Genomic DNA, 562 nt, shown 5'->3' with positions numbered 1-562 from the left:
GTGCCAATCGCTTGATTTCAAACAGCAGTACGCGGCTGGCGTGCGCTGCTACGATGTGAGGATACGCTTCGATGACTTTTGGAGACCCATCGTGTGCCACGGTATTGTAGAGTATCAATTTCCGAAAGGTGAGAATATCAATACTGCGCTTGCATGGTTAGCAGATGTGTCCGCAAAGGATGTTCAAATAGCCTTCCGGCTGGAGGAGCGTCGCGATGACGGCACCGACTTCCAAGAACAACGCATGGTAGAGTTCGTCAAGCGCGTAATTGCCAAGCACGGCGACCGACTGCTTTTCGACAAAGTATATCGCCAACGCGATATGACCATGATTTATGACCCGCAAAGCGCGACATTGCCCTACAAAACGTTTATCGACTTTGGCTCATATACTTACGAATGTAAGCCAAGTTGGTATGGTCAATGTCTGCCAATCTTATATGCTTTAATCAATAATCGGAATCCGATTGATGAGAGTGTGTATCAGATGCGGATGATGGATTTTGTGAAATAACTATAACTCACAAAAATGGCATCACAGCAAGAAACAGCAGTCCTAACC

1 pseudogene is annotated in these 562 nt (G+C 46.4%); it reads left to right on the top strand.

Annotated elements, in window-relative coordinates:
* A pseudogene (locus tag ASC50_RS03450) lies at positions 1-514 on the top strand (hypothetical protein); the annotation flags it as partial.
* Positions 515-562 lie beyond the last annotated feature (48 nt).

It is taken from the genome of Candidatus Symbiothrix dinenymphae (genome assembly GCF_001431085.1).
Note: the sequence above shows the minus strand (reverse complement) of the source record. Positions and strands in the feature narration are given on the sequence as shown.